Raw genomic sequence first — 229 nt, 5'->3', positions numbered from 1 at the left:
GTTCTCTCCTGCCGGGCGCAGTGGCGAACTGCCGAAGTCGTCGGGCAGCCGCCACCCGATACGCCACTCGGTGCCGAGGTTGGCATGGGTGCCGAAGTTGCCCAGCGCGCCGCCCCAGTGAGTGATCATGTCCTGCGACAGACCGCTACCACGTGCGAAAGGCACCGGCGGCAGATCGTGGCGGCGCATGCGCTCATGCAGGAGCTGGAACACGGGCTCATCACGCAAC

1 protein-coding gene is annotated in these 229 nt (G+C 67.2%); it reads right to left on the bottom strand.

From position 1 onward, the window contains the following. Window positions 1-228: lipid A-modifier LpxR family protein (locus AAEY88_RS15800; protein ID WP_350563926.1), on the bottom strand; the 228-nt coding region annotated here is incomplete at its 3' end. Between the last annotated feature and the right edge of the window lies 1 nt (window position 229).

The sequence above is a fragment of the Psychrobacter sp. CAL346-MNA-CIBAN-0220 genome, assembly GCF_040309805.1.
GTDB lineage: Bacteria > Pseudomonadota > Gammaproteobacteria > Pseudomonadales > Moraxellaceae > Psychrobacter.
This window is presented reverse-complemented; position numbering and strand designations above follow the sequence as displayed.